We start from the raw sequence: 20177 nt of genomic DNA, 5'->3' as shown, positions 1-20177 counted from the left end.
GGCACGGGCGGCGAGAACGCCGCCCCTACATAAACCCATCAATTTGCTGTAGGGGCGACGTTCTCACCGCCCGTAAAAATCACCAATGTCAGACCGTTATTTCTGCCCGTACCAGGCATTGGCACCGTGCTTGCGCAGGTAATGTTTATCCAGTAGCGCCTGCTGCATTGGCGGTAGTTCGGGAGTCAGTTGCAGACTGAAAATGCCCATATAGGCCACCTCTTCCAGCACTACCGCACTGTGTACCGCATCACTGGCGTTTTTGCCCCAGGCAAAAGGTCCATGGGAGTTAACCAGTACCGCCGGAACTTCCAGTGGTGAAAGCTGGCGTTCACGCAGCGTCTCAATAATCACCTGCCCGGTTTCCCATTCGTAACGATCGATGATTTCGCTGTCATGCATCTTACGTGTGCAGGGAATATCGCCGTAAAAATCATCAGCATGAGTCGTGCCCCATGCCGGAATATCCCGGCCTGCCTGCGCCCAGATGGTGGCATGCCGTGAGTGGGTATGAACAATGCCACCAATTTCCGGCCAGGCAAGATAGAGCGCGCGGTGGGTAGCGGTATCCGAAGAGGGACGTTTGCTGCCCTCCACCACTTCGCCGCTCTCCAGCGCCACCACCACCATATCTTCTGCTGTCATCGCCTCGTAGCTGACACCGGAAGGCTTGATCACCAGCAGACCGCTGCTGCGATCGATTGCGCTAACGTTTCCCCAGGTAAAAGTCACCAGCCCGTAACGTGGCAGCGCAAGATTGGCTTCCAGCACCTGTTGTTTCAGTTGTTCCAGCATCGTAAAACTCTCCATTAACCACGTTACCATTATTCTGGTGGTGCAGTGCGTCACTGGCTATGGAGTGGATAGCTGTATAGGAGGGAGAAAGTGGCTGTCAGCGCCATTTTCTGATGTGAATTGAGATTTTTTACCCTGTCAGAAGCGCCGCTTATGGCTAAACTATCAGTATGCAATAGCCCACAAGGTGATAGTTACCTTGCTATATATTTTTCAGGGCGCATTTGCCTGCTGTCGCTGCAAAATAAGACCGTCAGTTATTAAGCTTTTTACTCGTCTGGATAGTAATAACAGGGCGCTTCATCGTGCTAAATATGCAGCCAGCGGACCTGAATACAGAGATCGCCAACTATACTGAAAGGGTTGCCTCTGTGAGTAACAATTAAGGAGAAGTCATTATGTCAATTAACGCCAAACGCATCACTGCTGCTGTGCTGGCCGCTACTCTGGTACTCTCTTTGAGCGCCTGTTCTAACTGGTCAAAGCGTGATCGTAATACAGCAATTGGCGCCGGTGCCGGTGCTATCGGTGGTTCAATCCTGACTAACGGTAGCGGTTTAGGCACCATTGGTGGCGCTGCGGTGGGTGGTATTATCGGTCATCAGGTCGGTAAATAACCCAAACCAGATTCTCATCATAAGAAAAAGCTCTGGCTCTACGCAGCGCATCTGGCTGGATCAAGGCCGCGATATCGCGGCCTTTTCACGACTATCCCCCCGCCAGCTTAACCTTCATCCCTTTTGCTTCCAGCAGACTTTTCAGCAAGTCACGCTTATCGCCCTGAATTTCAATAATGCCCTCTTTGACGGCACCGCCACAGCTGCACTTTTTCTTCAGCTCTGCCGCCAGTTTAGTCAGGGCTTCATCGTCGAGGTCAATACCGCTAATCAGACACACGCCTTTTCCCTTGCGCCCGCTGGTCTGGCGCTGAATGCGCACAATGCCGTCGCCTTTTGGCCGGACAACTTTTTCCTGCGGCTGCTCGATGCGTCCGCTGTCGGTCGAATAGACTAAGCGGCTGTTGTTATCATTCATTATGCCTCCTGCAACTCAGCAAGAATGGTCTGTAGCTTATGTGCCGGGTCGTCAGACTGAGTCAACGGACGACCAATCACCATATAGTCGACTCCGGCCTGCTGCGCCTGCTGTGGCGTCATAATCCGGCGCTGGTCATCGGCTGCGCTGCCAGCCGGACGGATCCCCGGCGTGACCAGTTTGAAATCCGCGCCGAATGCGTTTTTAAACCTGACCGCTTCCTGCGCCGAGCACACCACACCATCGAGGCCACAATCGCGCGTCAGGCTCGCCAGACGTTCAGCATGGTCTGCCGGAGAGAGGTCGATACCGATATCGCGCAAATCATCCGCATCCATGCTGGTAAGCACGGTAACGGCAATCAGTAATGGTGCATCTTTACCAAATGGCAGTAATGCTTCGCGCGCGGCATTCATCATCCGCGCCCCGCCGCTGGCGTGAACGTTAACCATCCAGACACCAAGGTCGGCAGCGGCAGCGACAGCATGGGCGGTGGTATTGGGGATATCGTGGAATTTCAGGTCGAGGAAGATGTCAAAACCGCACTGCTGTAAATCGCGCACCAGTTGCGGACCAAACAGCGTAAACATCTCTTTGCCGACTTTCAGGCGGCAGGACGCCGGGTTAAGGCGGTCTACAAAGTCCATGGCACGCTGGCGATCGGCATAATCCAGCGCCACCACAATTGGCGACCCGGTAACAGTGTGAGATGGTGACATGAGTATTCCCTCTGACAGTGAACGGTGGAGCACCAGCACGGCGCGACGGGCAAACGGCAAGCATTCTACATGCGCTCTCCTTCAGGCACCAGCGCAAAGCCGATATTAATTTTAAGTGCTTTCGCCCCTGCGAGGCGGGTTGATAGCACCTTGCTTAAGTGGCCACCAGAAACGTGATTATCATAGTATGTTGTAACTAAAATGAGGGTAAAAAAACTCCCGTTGCCGGGAATCCTGGTTACTGGCCATCAAGACCACGAATCGGTTTCACTGAAGACCAGGCGCGGCAGGAGGGACAGTGCCAGTAAAGCGCATGGGCGGTAAAGCCGCATTTATGGCAGCGGTAGCGCGGCTTGGTGCGAATCTGCTCGCCAACCATATCGCGCAGCACCATCAGACTCTCTTTCGCCCTGCCGTCTTCTGCTTCATGCAGGTGGAAATCCATCAGACGGTGGAATACGCGCATGGTGGGATGACGCTGCAGCTGACGGTTGATATACATCTGCGCCACTTCCGCCCCCTCATGCTGTTCGAGAATATCGGACAGATAGAGTTCCGCCAGCGCACCGGTGTTCTCTTCCACGCAGCGTCGCAGATAATCAGCCCACGCCTGCGGCTGATTAAGGTGCTGAAAACAGGTTTCCAGCATCTCCAGGGTTTCACTGACCAGCTCTTTATCCTGCTCAATGACCCGTTGCAGATGGTTAACCGCTTTGGCGTCTTCACCCTGCGCCATCAGAATACGTCCCATCATAATCGACACGCGCGCACTCTGACGGTCAGCCGCTTCGGCTTTTTTCAGCAGGTTCATGGCGCGATCGAGATCGTCGCTGCCCATCGCCTGTAACGCCAGTTCGCAATAGAAATGAGCGATTTCCATTTGCTGGCGATCTTTGCCCAGTTTTACCAGGCGCTCGGCGACATCAATGGCTTTTTGCCAGTCACTGGTTGCCTGATGAATCAGCAACAGTTGCTGCAGCGCGCCAATACGGAAGTCGGTCTCGTCAATCAGCTGAGCAAACATATCTTCGGCGCGGTCATACATCCCGGCGGCCATATAGTCACGGCCAAGCTGCTGCACCGCCAGCAAGCGCTGATCATAAGTGAGCGAGGCGCTCTCCATTAATGACTGGTGAATACGGATAGCGCGGTCGACTTCACCCCGTGAGCGAAACAAGTTGCCGAGGGTCAGGTGTGCTTCCACTGTTCCGCTGTCCTCTTTCAGCATATCGAGGAACAGGTCAACCGCTTTATCCTGCTGATTGGACAGCAGAAAGTTAACGCCAGCCACATAGTCACGTGACAGACGGCTTGCTTCCTGTTGCTTATCCTGTTGCGCACTGCGGCGCCCCATATACCAGCCGTAAGCGGCAGCAACAGGCAATAACAGAAACAGCAGTTCCAACATAAAAGATTATTCCTTGACGACAGGAACGCGTGACGTTGTCACGGTTGCATCTGTCTCGCCCAGCTGCTGCTGAAGACGTTTAAGCTTGCGTTGTGAATTGGCGAGAGCAACGCGGACACGCAGCCAGAAAAGGCCGCAAATCGCCCAGCCCAGTAAAAAGCCAACGGCAAAAAGCGTGGCCAGCAGCGTCGAAATACGATATTCACCTGCAGCCAGCAGGAAATTAAAAGGAACCACCTGGTCGTTGTGCGCACCTAACGTCACCGAGATGACGAAAACCACCAAAACCAGTAAAAAAATCAGCAAATATTTCACATTTCATCCCGTAATTTGGTGTTAACCAAAGAATTATGCCAAAAATCTCGCCCGGATGCTGCATGTAAAATGGCTTTAGCACTCCTGACGGCGAGGATTGCGCCTTCAGCCCCCACTTCATTGAACTGTTATGGGGGCGTGAGAGTCCATTTGCAATTGCGGCTACTCATCCTCGCGCTGGCGTATCTCCTGCTGCTCCTGCGGTGGCACCGTGAGCGGGCCGCAAACCCGTTGCGCCAGCCAGGTTGCCAGCGTCACCAGCAACCAGCTAATCAGCGTGGCAACCACCAGATCACGCGGCCAGTGCATTCCTAATAGCATACGGCTGCCCATCACCCCGCTCGCCCACAGCAGTAACAGCACCACGGTTTTGATATGGCGCCGTGGCCACAACAAACCGACGCCCAGTAGCGCCCAGCTGGCGGCAAACAGGGTATGGCCGGAAGGAAAGGCAAAACCAGTTTCAAACGCCCAGTGCTGTTTCAGCCATGCCGGCAGCTGGTTGTCATCCTGCAACAGCTGGGTCACCATTTTGCCGCGCGCCTTACGTTTCAGCTCATAAAAGGCGCTCTCATCCACACCATGGCTCTTTTCCAGCCACACCACATAGGGACGTGGCTCCTGCACCCGTTCTTTAATAAATGATTTGGTGTACTGGCCGGCAAGGATGGCGGCGACCATAATCACTAACAGAAAGATGGCCGGTTTCAGGCGAAAGCGCAGACACCACAAAAACCAGCCACACAGAATCACACTGGTGACCACACCCCACGGACTGGTCACGGTTTCGGTCATCCAGAACAGCACCCGCAGGCCAAAGCCTGCTGAACCAGGTTGCCACTGCCAGCCGGAAATCCACACCCCCAGCGGCATAATTAATAACAACAGCGCACCGAAGGCCGTGCGCTTAGCAATATCTAACATGATGCATCCTTGTGAAGAAGACGGTTCCGGCATAACTTCTTGCTTAAAATTAATAAGCTAACTATCAGGTTGCTTATCGTGCCTTTGTGCATTTAAATTAGCGCAATTCTGAGAATGAGCGTGACAATTATGGCAAAATAGTCACGTTTTCATGAATCATTTTGCCAGGGCCCGAACGTGACAGACGGGTCCGATACGATGTTTGCGGAGAGTCACATGCAGCTTAAACGGGTGGCAGAAGCCAAACTGCCAACGCCATGGGGAGATTTCCTGATGGTTGGTTTTGAAGAATTGGCAACCGGGCATGATCATCTTGCTCTGGTTTATGGCGATATTGCTAATAACGATCCAGTACTGGCGCGCGTTCATTCTGAGTGTCTGACCGGCGACGCACTGTTCAGTTTACGCTGCGACTGCGGTTTTCAGCTCGAAGCTGCGTTAAATACCATTGCCGAAACCGGACGCGGTATCCTGCTTTACCATCGCCAGGAAGGTCGTAATATCGGCCTGCTGAATAAAATTCGCGCTTATGCATTGCAGGACAAAGGCTACGATACTGTAGAAGCCAACCACCAGCTGGGTTTTGCCGCTGATGAACGTGACTTTACCCTGTGCGCCGATATGTTCAAATTGCTGGGGGTGAATGAAGTGCGTCTGCTGACCAATAACCCACGTAAAGTGGAGATCCTGAGTGAAGCGGGGATTAATATTGTTGAGCGCGTGCCACTGATTGTCGGACGCAATCCAAAAAATGCCCATTATCTCGATACCAAAGCGGCCAAAATGGGCCACTTGTTACCGAAAGAATAAGCTGTTAAGCCGGGCATGCACTGCCCGGCTCTGTTGCTAATCGCGCAACATATTGCGTATGACATAGTGCAGAATACCGTCATTGCGGTAGTAGGTCAGTTCATTACCGGTATCAATACGACAGCGGGTATCAATGAGCTGCTGGCTACCATCCGCCCGCGTCAGCCTCACCGCCACTGTGCCCCCCGCCTGCAACAGCGTCAGATTTTCCACATCAATTTGCTCATCACCGCTCAGGTTCAGCGTTTTACGCGTCATGCCCGGCGGGAACTCCAGCGGCAAAATTCCCATGCCAATCAGGTTAGAACGGTGAATACGCTCGAAGGATTCGGCAATCACCACGCGCACGCCAAGCAGGCGCGGGCCTTTCGCCGCCCAGTCGCGACTGGAACCGGAGCCATACTCTTTACCGGCAATCACCGCCAGCGGTACCCCTTCCTGCTGATACTGCATCGCGGCATCGTAGATATCCAGCGGCTCATCGCCCGGCACATGCCGCGTTACGCCACCTTCCACCCCCGGCACCATTTCATTGCGAATACGGATATTGGCGAAGGTGCCGCGCATCATCACTTCGTGGTTACCGCGGCGCGAGCCGTAGGAGTTAAAATCGCCGCGCTCAACGCCATGTTTTAACAGGTAGCGCCCTGCCGGACTCTCCGCTTTAATACTCCCCGCTGGCGAAATATGATCCGTGGTCACCGAATCGCCGAGGATCGCCAGAATACGCGCGCCTTTAATATCTTTTACTGCTTCAGGGTGTTTGCCCATCTCGTCGAAGAACGGAGAGAGGCGTATATAAGTGGAGTCGCCATCCCAGTCATAGGTGGCGGCTTCGCTGACTTTGATCTGCTGCCACTCCGGGGTGCCCTCAAATACTTCTGCATACTCCTTGCGGAACATATCCGTTGATACCTGCTGCACCGCTTCAGCGATCTCTTCCGGTGATGGCCAGATATCTTGCAGATACACCGGCTTACCGGTGAGATCTTCACCCAGCGGTTCGCTCTGCAGATTAATATTCATATTGCCGGCCAGCGCATAGGCCACCACCAGCGGTGGCGAGGCCAGCCAGTTGGTTTTTACATAAGGGTGGATGCGTCCTTCAAAATTACGGTTGCCGGAAAGCACTGCCGCAACGGTCAGGTCGCCCTGCTTAATCGCACGTTCAATCGCATCCGGCAGCGGACCGGAGTTACCAATACAGGTGGTACAGCCGTAACCCACAAGGTTAAATCCGAGCTTATCGAGATAAGGCGTCAGACGCGCCACCGCAAGATAATCGGAAACCACTTTCGACCCCGGCGCCAGCGAGGCTTTAACCCAGGGTTTACGATTCAGTCCCCGTTCCAGCGCTTTTTTCGCCAGCAGACCTGCCGCCATTAGCACGCTGGGGTTAGACGTGTTGGTACAGGAAGTGATCGCAGCGATCACCACCGCGCCATCTTTCAGCTCATACTGCTGACCGTTATCACGGTAACTGACTGCGGTATGCGGTTTAAGCGCCTGATTCACTTCCAGCTGATTACTCTGCTGAAAGGCCTGCGGCACATCACCGAGCGAAACGCGATCCTGCGGACGTTTTGGTCCGGCGAGACTCGCCTCAACCGTCGCCATATCCAGCGCCAGTGAACTGGTGAATACCGGCTCATCACCATGATGACGCCACATACCCTGATGTTTAGCATAGGCTTCAACCAGCGCTACCTGTTCGGTGCTGCGTCCGGTGAGTTTCATATAGCTAAGAGTAATGTCATCAATCGGGAAGAAGCCGCAGGTGGCGCCATATTCCGGCGCCATATTAGCGATAGTCGCACGATCCGCCAGCGGCAAATCGTCGAGGCCATCGCCATAGAATTCGACAAATTTCCCCACCACACCATGTTTACGCAGCATCTGCGTCACGGTCAGCACCAGATCGGTGGCGGTAATGCCAGGCTGGAGTTTACCGGTAAGCTTAAAACCAACCACATCAGGGATCAGCATCGATACCGGTTGTCCGAGCATCGCGGCTTCCGCCTCAATCCCACCCACACCCCAGCCCAGTACGCCCAGCGCGTTGATCATCGTGGTATGGGAATCGGTACCCACCAGGGTGTCGGGATAAGCGACCTCTTTGCCATCAAGTTGTTCATGCCAGATAGCTTTCCCCAGATACTCAAGGTTTACCTGATGGCAAATGCCGGTACCCGGCGGCACCACGCTGAATTTATTAAATGCTTTTTGCCCCCAGCGCAGAAAAACGTAGCGTTCATGGTTGCGTTCCATCTCCAGCCGTACGTTCTCTTCGAAGGCATCATCATCACCAAAACGGTCGACGGTGACCGAGTGGTCAATCACCAGATCAACTGGCGACAGGGGATTCACTTTCGCCACATTGCCGCCAAGACGTTTTACCGCTTCACGCATCGCCGCCAGATCGACCACCGCCGGTACGCCGGTAAAATCCTGCATCAGTACGCGTGCCGGACGATAGGCAATTTCGCGATCGGCATGGGCGTTTTTCAGCCAGCCCACCAGCGCCTGAATATCTTCGGTAGTAACGGAATCGCCATCCTGCCAGCGCAGCAGGTTTTCCAGCAGCACTTTCATTGATTTGGGTAAGCGGGAGAGATCACCAAGCTGTTGCGCGGCGCGCGGGAGACTATAAAAATGGTAGCGCTGGCCATCGACGTCCAGTGTGTCCTGGCTGATTTCGCGTAGGGTTAACGACATAACTCCTCCTTATCATTATCTGGCAACAAAAACCCGAGTGATTACAGGGTTAGTATTAAAGATAGTATAAACAGGCGTTAACGTTTTGATAACAACACGAAATGACAACAGAAGTAAGAACCATAGAAACTAAAACGCCCCAGTGAAATTAATCACCGGGGCGCATCTTTAACATTTAATGCAATTTTATTGCATTATTACCCACGCGACGCTCGCCCAAATAGCCAGTGAAAACGCGAAAGTAGTAAGCCAGGATACAGGTGCAATATTCATTATTAACTCGCTAAGACCGGCGTCCGGTCAGTCGGGTGTACAACATAAATCAAATTGCGGTTGGCTAATTTGATTTCACCGTTTTAGTGCAAAGGGCTGTAAGCAGCCCGAGCCGAAAGTGAGGCTCTGAATTGGGTAAAGCTATTTGAATTATGATGTCAGCCACGAGGGGTGATGCTGATAATTGCTGTTATTTACTTTTTTTATCGTCGATCATGGATTCAATAAAGCTGCGTTGCAGGCTGCTAAGACTCCAGGAGTCCGGGATGCAGACGTCTTCATCGGTTTTATGATTGCTTTTGCAATAACCGGATTTCATATCACGTACTTGTTGAGGCTTGCGTATCAGTGCCTGTTCAAACATGATTTAACCCTCACTAGCTCCAAATCAACCATGCTACAACAACCCAAAACAGTGCTGAAGCGGCAAATACCGTCAACCATGCAAGACGGCGAGTATAACTACGACGTTCATGTTTGGTCGCTTTCTCCCGAATCACGGGCTGTACAGTTAATCTAGTAGCCATAGTTTTTGATAATCACTCTCATTAGAAACGATTGTTAACACCAATCAAGATTTAGGACGAATCCTAAACAGTTTGTTTCTCAAAATCCAGTTATTTTTACTGCGCCCATCGATTAACACTATTTATCAAAACAAAACCAGGTGATAAGCGAAATTAAAGTTACGCACGAAATTAAAATATAACTTTAACTCAAATATTTCCCGAATAATTCGAGATTAGTTCCATATTTTAATGGAGTCTTTAACTTACCTCCTTTCCTGATATGGCTCTGTATTCTCTCGATAACTGGAGTATGGGAATTATCCTGGCAGCACGCAAAGTTCGCCATTGAAAAGTGTGTACTGTTTCGCATTTAGAAGGAAACAATAGGAAAACATGTGATACATGTTTCATTTACAGAAAAATAGTAACTGCCGTTTATCTTACTGACAGTTAGTCGTACCAATGGTTATAAAAAAAGGCCGCTTAGCGGCCAATTCGACGGATTGAACAATCGCAGCGGCTATTTCGCCGGCAGCTTGATGTCCTTAAACATTGCTTCGATATCTTCATTGGAGCGCAGCGCAACCGCAGTATCCACCACGTCACGCGTCAGGTGCGGCGCAAAACGCTGAATAAAATCATACATATAGCTGCGTAAGAAGGTACTGCGGCGGAAGCCAATCTTGGTGGTGCTGTAGGTGAAAATATCGGTCGCTTCAATACGCACCAGGTCCGGATCGGAGACCGGATCAACCGCCATGCTGGCAATCACCCCTACTCCCAGCCCTAAACGAACATAGGTTTTAATCACGTCAGCATCTGTGGCCGTAAACACGATACGTGGCGTCAAACCCGCGCGGTTAAAGGCGGTGTCCAGCTCGGAGCGACCAGTGAAGCCGAAGGTGTAGGTGACTAATGGATATTCTGCAAGTTCTTCGATTGAAACTTTCGTTTTACCCGCTAATGGATGATCGGGTGTCACAACGATAGCGCGGTTCCAGTGATAGCACGGTAGCATAATTAAATCGTCGTATAAATGCAGCGCTTCAGTGGCGATGGCAAAGTCAGCATTGCCTTTCGATACCGCTTCCGCAATCTGCGTCGGCGATCCCTGATGCATATGCAGTGATACACGCGGGTAGCGCTCAATAAAACCTTTAATCACACCCGGCAATGCATAACGCGCCTGCGTATGGGTAGTGGCAACGTACAGTGAGCCTTTATCTGGCCAGGTATGCTCACCGGCGACCGCCTTAATCGCATCAACCTTGGACAGCACTTCACGCGCGATGCGGATAATCTCCTCACCGGCAGGCGTTACCTGCGTCAGATGTTTACCGCTGCGGGCAAAAATCTGAATACCCAGCTCGTCCTCCAGCATTCTGACCTGTTTACTGATACCAGGCTGAGAGGTATAGAGCCCTTCGGCGGTTGAAGAGACATTAAGGTTGTGGTTAACCACTTCAACGATATAACGCAGCTGCTGCAATTTCATTGTTCGATTCCATCCAGGGTTAAGCAACACGCCGAATACCTGCGAAGACCGCAGCAGTGTGTGTTTACGCGGTGGAGATCGCTGAGGTTGACGTTTAAATGCACTAAGAGTGGGGGTAAATCTGTTTCTATAACAACTATATCATTTTTTATAAATATGTATAGCGTTTCGATATAAGGCTGGGTTTATAGCAGGGGTGATGCCAGGAATAAAGGGTCTTGTAGGGGAGCCGTTATCGGCTCCCCTATCAATTACTTCTTCTTCGTCACCTGCCATTTGCCATCAACAAAGAACGCGGACCAGCCAGTGGCTTTGCCCTCTTTCTCTGAACTGACATACTGCTGCTTGGTTTTGCGACTGAAGCGCACCACGGTAGCGTTGCCTTCGTCATCGGCTTCCGGCGCATCGGCCAGATAGCTCAGTTTCTCCGGCAGACGATCTTTAAAGCGTTTCAGCTCAGAGACCAACGGCGCCCGCGTTTCACGTGATTTCGGGAAGGTATTCGCGGCAAGGAATACACCGGCGGCGCCATCACGCAATACAAAGTAAGCGTCGGATTTGTCACACTGCAGTTCAGGTAACGGCACCGGATCTTCTTTCGGTGGCGCAACATCACCATTACGCAGGATCTTACGGGTATTTTTGCAGTCGTCATTGGTGCAGGCCATGTATTTACCAAAACGCCCCATTTTCAGGTGCATTTCAGAACCACATTTCTCACACTCAACAATCGGGCCGTCATAGCCCTTGATGCGGAACTCACCCTGCTCGATTTCATAACCGTCGCAACCCGGGTTATTACCACATACGTGCAGCTTGCGCTGGTTATCAATCAGATAGCTGTCCATCGCGGTGCCACACTTCTGGCAACGATGACGGGCACGCAGGGCGTTAGTCTCCGCATCATCCCCTTCCAGAATATTAAGAACTTCATTTTCCGGAATCAGGTTGATGGTCTGCTTACAGCGCTCTTTCGGCGGCAAAGCGTAACCGGAACAGCCAAGGAATACACCGGTACTGGCGGTACGAATCCCCATCTGGCGGCTACAGGTCGGACAGTCGATGGTGGTCAGCACCATCTGGTTTGGCTGCATGCCGCCCTCTTCAGGATCTTTCTCTGCCTGTTCGAGCTGCTGGCTGAATTCACCAAAGAACTTATCCAGTACGCCTTTCCACTGCGCTTCATTGTTTGCCACTTCGTCGAGGCTGCTTTCCATATGCGCGGTGAAGTCGTAGTTCATCAGCTCACGGAAGTTAGACTCTAAACGGTCGGTAACAATCTCACCCATTTTTTCCGCGTAGAAACGACGGCTTTCAACGCGGACATAGCCACGATCCTGAATGGTGGAGATAATCGAAGCATAGGTCGATGGACGGCCAATACCGCGTTTTTCCAGCTCACGCACCAGCGAAGCTTCACTGAAACGCGCAGGCGGTTTGGTAAAGTGCTGGCTGGGTTTCAGCTGTTGCAGACTAAGCTCTTCGCCGACATTCACTGGCGGCAGGGTACGATCTTCATCGCCCTTACGCAGTGCTGGCATCACTTTGGTCCAGCCATCGAAACGCAGCGTACGGCCTTTCGCCTTCAGTTTGAAATCACCAGCGGTCACGGTCAGTGTGGTGGAATCATACTGCGCAGGCATCATCTGACAGGCGACAAACTGGCGCCAGATCAACTGATACAGTTTCTGCGCATCGGCTTCCATATCTTTCAGCTGTTCGGCCTGCACATTAACATCAGAAGGACGAATCGCTTCGTGCGCTTCCTGTGAATTGTCTTTGCTGGCGTAGGTGAGCGCATCTTTCGGCAAATATTTCGCGCCGAAACTCTCTTTCACATAATCACGCACCATCGCCACCGCATCCTGACTCAGGTTGGTGGAGTCGGTACGCATGTAAGTGATGTGACCCGCTTCATACAGGCGCTGCGCCATCATCATCGTCTTCTTAACGCCGAAGCCCAGACGGGTGCTCGCCGCCTGCTGCAGCGTCGAGGTTATATAAGGTGCGCCCGGCTTGCTGCTGGTTGGCTTGTCTTCGCGGTCAGAAACCACATAACGCGCTTTTTCCAGCAGGCTGACGGCGGCGTGGGTCTGCTCACCTTTTACCGGACGGAACGGCTTATCACCCTGATGGGTGACCTGCATGGGCAGATCGCTGCCTTTCGGCGTAGTCAGATCGGCATCCAGTTCCCAGTACTCTTCCGGAACAAAGGCTTTAATCTCGCGCTCACGCTCCACGACCAGACGTACCGCAACCGACTGTACGCGGCCAGCAGAGAGTCCACGGGCGATCTTTTTCCACAACAATGGCGAGACCATATAGCCCACCACGCGGTCCATAAAGCGGCGCGCCTGCTGGGCGTTAACACGATCGATATTCAGCTCGCCCGGTTTTTCGAACGCCTGTTGAATCGCATTTTTAGTAATTTCGTTAAATACCACGCGGCTGTAGCGTGATTCATCGCCACCGATCACTTCCCGCAGGTGCCAGGCAATGGCTTCCCCTTCGCGGTCAAGGTCCGTTGCGAGATAGATATGGTCAGCATTCTCAGCTAACGATTTCAGCTCGGCGACCACTTTCTCTTTGCCGGGCAAAATCTGATAATCGGCTTCCCAACCATGATAAGGGTCGACGCCCATACGGCTTACTAATGCCGCTTTTTCGTCCTTCTTAACCTTTTTCTTGGGGGCTTTACTGGTTGTAGAGTCAGCGCTCTTTTTAACTGTTGAACCACTGGTCGGCAAATCGCGTATATGACCGACGCTGGATTTAACCACGTAGTCATTACCGAGATATTTATTGATTGTTTTGGCCTTTGCCGGGGACTCAACTATTACGAGAGCTTTACCCATATTTACCTTTACCTAATGAAAACTTCCGAATGTAGTGGCGGCGCTTATCGGGACATTTGCAGCGCGATAATGATATTGCAGCGGTACCGGCTGATTTCAACCCTGTGATGCCAGACTGCATATTACCGTAAATGCGTCACTCCAACCTGCTGATTAACGACATCTTTTAACTTAACACTCGCATCTGCTGGTTCATCAATAAACCCTGTTTTACGCCCGGAACCAGAAACGCCCACACTGTACCTGATAAAATCTGATACGCAACTTAATTAGCATCTCAGGCAAGTTTATGCCAGTCAGTGGCCATTTTTCCGTCCGTCAAAATCGCTCACAGGGTTTGCCGATTTCGTTTGCAGGCAAGTAATATAGAAGGAAATCACGATTTGTAAAAAGGAGATTAAAATATGTACGCTGACACACAGCCAATTGATGCTGCGGCCCTGCTGGTAAAAGCCAATGCGCTGATTGTGGAACATGAGAACTATTTCGCTGGCATGGAAGCTACCGGCGTCGAACAGAGTGGCAATATTCTGGTATTCCGCGGTAACTATTTTCTCGATGAACAAGGCTTGCCGACCAGCAAAAGTACCACGGTATTTAACGTATTTAAATTTCTGGCGCTGCAACTCTCTGCGCAGTATCACCTGAAGGAAGAGTAAGGCCCGGCGAACCGGGCCTTAGTGATTACAGCAGTGGTTTCTCACCGCGCTGCCAGAACTTTAACAGCAGACGCTCAGCGCTGGCTGCAGCGCTGCTGGTAAAGCGATCCATCATGCGTTTACGTCGTACGTAACGTACGGCGATCACTTCAAATTTATCCATCTCGGCAATAATCAGATCATCGCTGGTGCCGATAGTGTCAATCAGGCCTTTTTCCAGCGCCTGGCTACCGAACCAGTGCTCTCCGGTTGCGACCTGATCGATATCCAGTGACGGACGCATATCATGGACAAACTGCTTAAACAGCAGATGAGTTTCATTCAGGTCTTCGCGAAATTTCTCACGTCCCTGATCGGTGTTTTCACCAAACAGCGTCAGTGTGCGTTTATATTCTCCGGCGGTGTGCAGTTCGACATCAATATCGTTGCGTTTTAGCAGACGATTAAAGTTTGGGATCTGCGCCACTACGCCAATCGAGCCAATAATTGAGAAAGGCGCCGCCACGATGCGATCGGCCACACAGGCCATCATATAGCCGCCGCTGGCCGCCACTTTATCCACCGCCACCGTCAGACGAATGCCCTGCTGACGCAAACGCTGCAGCTGCGATGACGCAAGACCATAACCGTGCACCACACCGCCCGGACTTTCCAGCCGTAGCAGCACTTCGTCACTGGCGCTGGCCACCGCCATCACCGCCGAAATCTCTTCACGCAGTGAAGCCACTTCACCGGCATCCATACTGCCTTTGAAATCCAGCACCCACAGCGTGGATTTGCCGCTGTCACTTTTCAGGCCCTGCTTCGCACGCTGTTTAGCGACCTTCGCTTCCTGTTTATCCTGTTTCTTACGCGACTTATGCCACAGCTTCTGATCGTGATGCTTCATCTTCGCCAGCATCATGTCATCTTTCATCTCGCGGTATTGATCGCCAAGATGAGTGACTTTTAACTGTCCACTTTGCGCGCGTTTACGCTGTGCCAGATTGACAAAAATGATCGCAATCGCCGCAATCGCCACCACCACCGTCACTGTTTTGGCTAAAAACAATCCATAATATGAGAGTAATTCCACTCAATCCGCCTTGATTTACATAGCATTAGGGGCCAGCCCTTAGTTTAGCTGACTGGATGCGCTTCGTCGCCTGATTCAGTGTGCAACAGCCCGAATTGCCCCCTGTCAGCATTGTACTCACTGCTTTTTTCAGGCATAAAACACTTTATTCAGGACGAGCCACTATTATTGCCAGAGCTATTTATGCCAGAGGAACATGCTGTGCACTATCAACCAAAAAGCGATCTGCTTAACCATCGAATTATTCTGGTCACCGGCGCCAGCGACGGCATTGGCCGCGAAGCAGCGCTGACCTACGCGCGCTACGGCGCTGAACTGGTGCTGCTGGGCCGTAATGCACAAAAACTGCAGCAAGTCAGTGACGAAGTGAATGCGCTGGGCAAAGGTTCGGCCCGCTGGTTTACGCTGGATATGGAGCAGGCGACGCCGGAGAGCTGCCAGCAGCTGGCAGAGGCGGTCAGCGAGCACTATCCGCGTCTGGACGGGGTGCTGCATAACGCCGGAGTGCTGGGCGATATTGTGCCGCTGGAACAGCTACAACCGGCGGTCTGGCAGCAGGTGATGCAGGTGAATGTCGATGCCACCTTCTTCCTGACCCAGGCGCTGTTGCCGCTACTGCTGAAATCCGACAGTGGTTCGCTGGTGTTTACCAGTTCCAGCGTTGGCCGTACTGGTCGTGCCGGCTGGGGAGCTTACGCGGTATCAAAATTCGCGACCGAGGGCATGATGCAGGTGCTGGCCGATGAGTATGACAGTCGCCATCTGCGCGTTAACTGCATTAATCCCGGCGGCACCCGTACCAAAATGCGCGCCAGCGCCTTCCCGCAGGAAGATGCCGCGAAGCTGAAAACGCCGGCGGATATTATGCCGCTCTACCTTTATTTAATGGGTGATGACAGCCGCCGTAAAACCGGCGTCAGTTATGATGCGCAGCCAGGCCGCAAAGTGGGAGCCGCAGAATAATGGCTGCTGAAGATCGTCATCAGCAGCGCCAGCAGCGTCTGAAAGAGCAGGTCGATGCGCGCGTTGCCACCGCCACCACGTCGCGCGGCATTCTGATGGTGTTTACCGGCAATGGCAAAGGTAAAACCACGGCGGCGTTTGGCACCGCTACGCGTGCAGTCGGCCACGGAAAGCGCGTTGGTGTGATCCAGTTTATTAAAGGCGAGTGGCCGAATGGCGAGCGTAATTTACTGGAACCTTTTGGTGTCGAATTTCAGGTGATGGCCACCGGCTTTACCTGGGATACGCAGAATCGGGAAACCGATACTGCTGCCTGTTTACAGGTCTGGCAGCATGGCAAGCGGATGTTGCAGGATGAAACGCTGGATTTAGTGATTTTTGATGAGCTGACTTATATGGTCAGTTTTGATTATCTGCCATTGGACGAGGTGCTGACCGCCCTGCAACAGCGACCTGCGCATCAAAGCGTGATCATCACCGGGCGTGGTTGTCATCGTGAGATTCTGGAACGGGCGGATACGGTTAGCGAAATGCGACCGGTTAAACATGCGTTTGATGCCGGCATTCAGGCACAGCAAGGGATTGACTGGTAGGTATCTGAAGCCTTGTAGGGGAGCCGTTTTCGGCTCCCGCCTCGACACGGGCGGCGAGAACGCCGCCCCTACAGGTTTTGTAGGGGAGCCGTTCTCGGCTCCCGTCGTAATACGGGCGGAAATTGCGATTAACCCTGACGGCGTCTGCCGGTGGGTTTGGCCGCTTTACCGGCTGAACGACGGTTACTGGTATTGCTCACCTGAGTATGACGTTTCACCGCACGACGAATCTGATTCGCTTTGGTGCGACGACGGTCTTTCTCTACCGCAACTTTGGTGACGGTTTCTGCTGGCAGACCCACCAGTTCACGTAAGTAGTTGGTCGGTTGCAGCTCCAGCTCGGTCCAGCCACCACGAGGCAGGCCTTTCGGCAGATTGATATCGCCGTAGCGCACACGGATCAGACGACTTACCTGCACGCCCACCGCTTCCCACAGACGACGCACTTCGCGGTTACGTCCTTCGGTCAGGGTGACGTTATACCACTGGTTAATCCCTTCACCGCCGCCAAACTTAATGGTTTTAAATGCCGCCGGGCCATCTTCCAGTTGCACGCCACGGCTCAGCAGACGAATTTTATCTTCATCAACTTCACCAAATACGCGTACAGCGTATTCGCGTTCAACTTCCTGGCTTGGATGCATCAGGCGGTTGGCGAGTTCACCATCAGTGGTGAACAGCAACAGACCACAGGTATTCACATCCAGACGACCGACCGCAATCCAGCGCGCTCCGCGCAGTTTAGGCAGACGGTCAAACACGGTTGGACGCCCTTCCGGGTCATTGCGGGTACAAAGTTCGCCTTCCGGCTTATAGTAAGCCAGTACACGACAAACTTCGGTGGCAGACTCATTAATTGAAACGATATGTCCGTCAATACGAATCTTCAGCGCTTTATCGAGTTCGACGCGGTCGCCAAGGGTCGCCAGCTTGCCTTCGACGCTGACGCGTCCGGCGGAGATCATGGTTTCGATTTCGCGACGTGAACCGTGTCCGGCACGTGCTAATACTTTTTGTAACTTTTCGCTCATAGAGCAGCCTCACTGTCGCCTTCACAGGCGTCATGGTATTCTTTAAAAACAATAAGTTAAGGTTAGAAAACCCTAACCACATAATTCTTCGCATATTTTTTTAACTGCAGCCGGCCATATCAGCCATCACACTGCATCATGCGGGGTCGCGTATATTACACTAATTTTAGCGTAAATGATTCTTCTGGTTTAATTCGAATTTAAGCAGGCGCTAAAGGTGTTCAACAGACCCATTCAGCGCGGCTATGTGGCGGGATGCTTAAACTTAAAAACTAATCATAAAGCCAGCGCCCTGCTCTGGCGGACTCAATCAACATGCCGATGGTGAAATCCGGCACTACAGATGCTTCGGGTTTAACGAAAGGATTAAGCATCTGGCTCAACGAAGGATCAGGGGAGTAGTATGTGGTGATTGCAAAGCCGCCTCTGTCGACAGTAAAGATGGCGAAGAAATCCTCCATTAACGCCAGTGCCTCGTCTTCATCCAGCCGCAAATCGGCGTCGATATCGGTTTCAGGCCGCAAAACGCTGTTGTTAAGCAGCCAGACACCATCATGCTGCGTAATTAATGCATAGATACGCTGTTCCAGGTCAGTTGCCATTAAGCTTATCCTCGTCGCTGGCTACTTTTAATCAAGCTTCACTTACCATAACTATGCACTGACTGCGCCACAGGGTGCGAACACCTGACGGGCCTGAGAGATGCGAAAAGCCGTAACACAAAATGGCAGCATCCATTGATAATCATTAACGATTATAGCAGCCGTTTAAGCGGTCGCAGGCCGCCGCGCGTCGCCGAAGCCTGATAGCAGAGCAGTTAATTAAGACCGCCGTCTTGCAAACGATTCGTATTTAACGTGTTAAAAAGATGAAAATCTAGTGTTGCAAACTGCATTTTCACGTAAAAGTGGTTGTTAGAGCTGGTTAAAATTGATATTTAATTATTTTATGCTGTTTTAATGGCAATAAACCAATGAATAAATATAGTTAACAGCCATTAGACAGAATAACCGGATCTCAGATTGGCTTAATTCATGGATATTATGATTATTTCAGCAGCCTTTTATATATTAGTTTTCCTGACATCAGAACTTGTGTAGAATTTAATCATGTTAATGCTTCAGGTAAAAACGAAAGCGTTAATAAAACTAATATTTAAATAAAAAAATAAGCAATACAGTAAAACGTAATTTTTTTGTAAGAGATTTACCCAAAACGTGTCAGGCATGTACCTGACATTAATAGCGCTGAATAAAACAGTGCAAAATTTGCATATCACGAGTCTTCACCAGGGATTTCCGATATGCACAAAAACGAAGTGAAACATCATGAAAATACTGACTATTATGCCAGCATTAGCCGCGCTATTGCTGACAGGATGCTCTGTAGGGAAATATGAGTATAGCAGCGAAGCACTGAAGCGCGTTGATATGAGTTTTACCGGCGTCCCTACCGTTCTTGGCCTCGGCACGCTCGGCACCAGTATCCCCATCACTCCTGAGTACAGTCTTACGGCCGCACACGTGGCGAAGTTTGCCGTGCAACGTGTTAAGGCTTACCATCCTTACTGTGACCTTGCGATTATTTATCATAAAAATGACATAAAAGAGTTGCCTAAATTCCGCAGCAGCGGCGTTGGCGACCCGGTAAAAATGTATGGCTTCAGTTTTATTTCCGCTATGCCAGTTGAATCGAAAGGCATTAACCTCGCCCGCACCGGCATTCGCAATGAATGGAATAAACGCCCCTGCGTCGCAATGGCATCAAATGCCGGCGTAGTTAAAGGGATGTCTGGCGGCGCCGTTTATAACAGCGATGACAGTATCGGCGGCGTTATTGTTGGCTTTACTTCTTCAATAAAAAATAAACGCAGTGGTAAAGAAATTCTCAAGGATGTGTCGTTATATATCCCTTATACCGACTTTAAGGATTGGCTGGCTAAATCAACGTCGTAAGGAAACGCAATAATTGGGGCCGCACGCAATATGCGGCCCGCGCAGTTT

20 protein-coding genes are annotated in these 20177 nt (G+C 51.6%); 6 read left to right on the top strand and 14 right to left on the bottom strand.

Going from position 1 to position 20177, the window contains the following annotated elements; all coding sequences use genetic code 11:
• Positions 1 to 96: 96 nt before the first annotated feature.
• Positions 97 to 795 carry an L-ribulose-5-phosphate 4-epimerase gene (araD, locus tag N5923_RS18410; RefSeq protein ID WP_267144919.1) on the bottom strand — a complete coding sequence of 233 codons (699 nt, stop codon included), beginning with the start codon at positions 793 to 795 and terminating at the stop codon, positions 97 to 99.
• A 398-nt stretch (positions 796 to 1193) separates the two neighbouring features.
• On the opposite strand from araD, the gene osmB reads away from it, so the two are divergent.
• Entirely contained in the window at positions 1194 to 1412 is a 219-nt protein-coding gene (gene osmB / locus N5923_RS18405) for an osmotically-inducible lipoprotein OsmB (RefSeq protein ID WP_017799911.1), read from the top strand.
• A gap of 91 nt (positions 1413 to 1503) precedes the next feature.
• Here the strand turns inward: osmB and yciH are convergent, their stop codons facing one another.
• From yciH to pgpB, 5 genes are all read right to left on the bottom strand, one after another.
• Entirely contained in the window at positions 1504 to 1830 is a 327-nt protein-coding gene (yciH, locus tag N5923_RS18400; protein WP_267144920.1) for a stress response translation initiation inhibitor YciH, read from the bottom strand.
• Entirely contained in the window at positions 1830 to 2549 is a 720-nt protein-coding gene (gene pyrF / locus N5923_RS18395) for an orotidine-5'-phosphate decarboxylase (protein WP_267144921.1), read from the bottom strand. Before pyrF ends, yciH begins: the two co-directional genes overlap by 1 nt.
• A 238-nt stretch (positions 2550 to 2787) precedes the next feature.
• Complete coding sequence (gene lapB / locus N5923_RS18390) at positions 2788 to 3957, bottom strand: lipopolysaccharide assembly protein LapB (RefSeq protein ID WP_267144922.1); 1170 nt, start codon at positions 3955 to 3957, stop codon at positions 2788 to 2790.
• Positions 3958 to 3963: 6 nt separating this feature from the next.
• Entirely contained in the window at positions 3964 to 4272 is a 309-nt protein-coding gene (locus N5923_RS18385) for a LapA family protein (RefSeq protein ID WP_267144923.1), read from the bottom strand.
• Between the two features lie 162 nt (positions 4273 to 4434).
• A complete protein-coding gene (pgpB, locus tag N5923_RS18380) occupies positions 4435 to 5196 on the bottom strand; it encodes a phosphatidylglycerophosphatase B (RefSeq protein ID WP_267144924.1) in 762 nt (253 codons plus the stop codon).
• A 216-nt stretch (positions 5197 to 5412) separates the two neighbouring features.
• Between pgpB and ribA the strand changes: the two genes are divergently transcribed.
• Positions 5413 to 6006, top strand: a complete 594-nt coding sequence (ribA, locus tag N5923_RS18375) for a GTP cyclohydrolase II (protein WP_017799905.1) — start codon at positions 5413 to 5415, stop codon at positions 6004 to 6006.
• Between the two features lie 36 nt (positions 6007 to 6042).
• Here ribA and acnA read toward each other — a convergent pair whose 3' ends face one another.
• From acnA to topA, 5 genes are all read right to left on the bottom strand, one after another.
• Complete coding sequence (gene acnA, locus N5923_RS18370) at positions 6043 to 8721, bottom strand: aconitate hydratase AcnA (RefSeq protein ID WP_267144925.1); 2679 nt, start codon at positions 8719 to 8721, stop codon at positions 6043 to 6045.
• Between the two features lie 463 nt (positions 8722 to 9184).
• Positions 9185 to 9358 carry a hypothetical protein gene (locus N5923_RS18365; RefSeq protein ID WP_267144926.1) on the bottom strand — a complete coding sequence of 58 codons (174 nt, stop codon included), beginning with the start codon at positions 9356 to 9358 and terminating at the stop codon, positions 9185 to 9187.
• Positions 9359 to 9371: 13 nt separating this feature from the next.
• A complete protein-coding gene (locus tag N5923_RS18360; protein ID WP_267144927.1) occupies positions 9372 to 9521 on the bottom strand; it encodes a YmiA family putative membrane protein in 150 nt (49 codons plus the stop codon).
• 502 nt (positions 9522 to 10023) lie between these two features.
• Entirely contained in the window at positions 10024 to 10998 is a 975-nt protein-coding gene (gene cysB / locus N5923_RS18355) for an HTH-type transcriptional regulator CysB (protein WP_017799902.1), read from the bottom strand.
• Positions 10999 to 11249: 251 nt separating this feature from the next.
• Positions 11250 to 13853 carry a type I DNA topoisomerase gene (gene topA / locus N5923_RS18350; protein WP_267144928.1) on the bottom strand — a complete coding sequence of 868 codons (2604 nt, stop codon included), beginning with the start codon at positions 13851 to 13853 and terminating at the stop codon, positions 11250 to 11252.
• A gap of 404 nt (positions 13854 to 14257) precedes the next feature.
• Here topA and N5923_RS18345 point away from each other — a divergent pair, with 404 nt between their 5' ends.
• Positions 14258 to 14512: a DUF2498 family protein gene (locus N5923_RS18345; protein ID WP_267144929.1), complete on the top strand. Its 255-nt coding sequence runs from the start codon at positions 14258 to 14260 to the stop codon at positions 14510 to 14512.
• A gap of 25 nt (positions 14513 to 14537) precedes the next feature.
• Here the strand turns inward: N5923_RS18345 and sohB are convergent, their stop codons facing one another.
• On the bottom strand, positions 14538 to 15587 hold the full coding sequence (gene sohB / locus N5923_RS18340; protein WP_267144930.1) for a protease SohB: 1050 nt from the start codon (positions 15585 to 15587) through the stop codon (positions 14538 to 14540).
• 201 nt (positions 15588 to 15788) lie between these two features.
• Here sohB and N5923_RS18335 point away from each other — a divergent pair, with 201 nt between their 5' ends.
• Positions 15789 to 16550 carry a YciK family oxidoreductase gene (locus tag N5923_RS18335; RefSeq protein WP_267144931.1) on the top strand — a complete coding sequence of 254 codons (762 nt, stop codon included), beginning with the start codon at positions 15789 to 15791 and terminating at the stop codon, positions 16548 to 16550.
• Positions 16550 to 17143: a cob(I)yrinic acid a,c-diamide adenosyltransferase gene (cobO, locus tag N5923_RS18330; RefSeq protein ID WP_267144932.1), complete on the top strand. Its 594-nt coding sequence runs from the start codon at positions 16550 to 16552 to the stop codon at positions 17141 to 17143. Before N5923_RS18335 ends, cobO begins: the two co-directional genes overlap by 1 nt.
• Before the next feature lie 128 nt (positions 17144 to 17271).
• Here cobO and rluB read toward each other — a convergent pair whose 3' ends face one another.
• Positions 17272 to 18174 carry a 23S rRNA pseudouridine(2605) synthase RluB gene (rluB, locus tag N5923_RS18325; RefSeq protein ID WP_267144933.1) on the bottom strand — a complete coding sequence of 301 codons (903 nt, stop codon included), beginning with the start codon at positions 18172 to 18174 and terminating at the stop codon, positions 17272 to 17274.
• Positions 18175 to 18446: 272 nt separating this feature from the next.
• Positions 18447 to 18776, bottom strand: a complete 330-nt coding sequence (locus tag N5923_RS18320; protein WP_267144934.1) for a DUF1493 family protein — start codon at positions 18774 to 18776, stop codon at positions 18447 to 18449.
• A gap of 726 nt (positions 18777 to 19502) precedes the next feature.
• Here N5923_RS18320 and N5923_RS18315 point away from each other — a divergent pair.
• Entirely contained in the window at positions 19503 to 20129 is a 627-nt protein-coding gene (locus N5923_RS18315) for a serine protease (RefSeq protein ID WP_267144935.1), read from the top strand.
• Positions 20130 to 20177 lie beyond the last annotated feature (48 nt).

The sequence above is a fragment of the Winslowiella arboricola genome, assembly GCF_025527015.1.
Taxonomy (GTDB): domain Bacteria; phylum Pseudomonadota; class Gammaproteobacteria; order Enterobacterales; family Enterobacteriaceae; genus Erwinia; species Erwinia arboricola.
Note: the sequence above shows the minus strand (reverse complement) of the source record. Positions and strands in the feature narration are given on the sequence as shown.